Genomic DNA, 1,311 nt, shown 5'->3' with positions numbered 1-1,311 from the left:
GGGACCGTTCAGAATTCTGTGTCAATCGGGTAAAATAACAAATACCCAAGGACACAGATATGAAGATAGAAATAGACGTAGAGCAATTTGCTCAAGATATTAAAGCCGGCAAGAGTATTGGTGGCTCAAATGGAGCCTTAGGATCACTCATCAAACAGCTAACCGAAGCCGCGCTAGCAGCTGAGATAGATTCGCACCTCTCCCAAGACCTCAATAGAAATCGAAAAAATGGCTATAGTTCAAAGACTATGAAAAGCGATCATGGTGCCTTTGAACTTGATGTTCCAAGAGACCGTAACGGTAGCTTTGAACCTGAAATCGTAAAGAAAAACCAGACTAGCATGACGAGTGAAATCGAAGAGAAGATTCTTTCTCTTTTTGCACTGGGCAACAGCTATTCCCAGATAGCCAAACACATAGAGGATTTTTACTGCGTAGGCTTCTCTAAAGCTACTATAAGCGCCGTAACCGACAAGATAATACCAATGCTTCAAGAGTGGAAAACAAGACCCTTAGAAGCTGTGTATCCATTTATATTCTTAGATGCCATTCACTACAAAGTAAAAGAGGATGGTCGCTACATCTCAAAAGCATTTTATACAGTACTTGGTGTTCGAGTGGATGGCAAGAAAGAAGTCTTGGGACTTTACCTCAATGAAAGTGAAGGCGCCAAATTCTGGCTACAGGTGCTTACCGATTTGCAAAACCGTGGCGTTAAAGATATCCTCATTGCTTCGGTAGATGGGCTTAAAGGCTTTCCAGAAGCGATAAACTCAGTCTTTCCAGATACAGAGGTGCAACTCTGTGTAGTTCACCAAATACGCAACAGTCTCAAATATGTGGGCTCTGCTTATCAAAAACAATTTGCTAAAGAACTCAAAGCCGTCTATCAAGCTTTTACCAAAGAAGAAGCAGAATTTGAGCTTGATAAGTTGGAAGAAAAATGGGGTAAAAAATACCCTATCGTCTTTCAATCTTGGAGAAATAAATGGGATAATCTATCTGTCTACTTCCAATATCCAGAAGATATACGTAGAGTTATTTACACAACTAATATCATCGAATCAGTCCACCGCCAGTTTAGAACTCTAACGAAAACCAAAGGTGCTTTTCCCAATGATGATAGCCTGCTAAAACTACTTTATATGGGGATTCAAAATGCCCAGCAAAAATGGAGTATGCCAATTAGAAACTGGAGCTTAACAATCTCTCAATTAGCCATTCACTTTGAGGGACGGCTTGATGATGCATTAAACTTATGATACAATTTTAGGAATTATCCGATGCTGACACAGAATCTTGAACACTACC

The 1,311-nt window shown here is 40.1% G+C and carries 1 protein-coding gene; it reads left to right on the top strand.

From position 1 onward, the window contains the following. Nucleotides 1–59 precede the first annotated feature (59 nt). Nucleotides 60–1,262: an IS256 family transposase gene (locus EOL86_15170; protein ID NCD26910.1), complete on the top strand. Its 1,203-nt coding sequence runs from the start codon at nucleotides 60–62 to the stop codon at nucleotides 1,260–1,262. Nucleotides 1,263–1,311 lie beyond the last annotated feature (49 nt).

It is taken from the genome of Deltaproteobacteria bacterium (genome assembly GCA_009930495.1).
Classification (GTDB): Bacteria; Desulfobacterota; Desulfovibrionia; order Desulfovibrionales; family Desulfomicrobiaceae; genus Desulfomicrobium.
The sequence above is the reverse complement of the archived record's forward strand: the minus strand, read 5'-3'. Positions and strand labels throughout refer to the sequence as shown.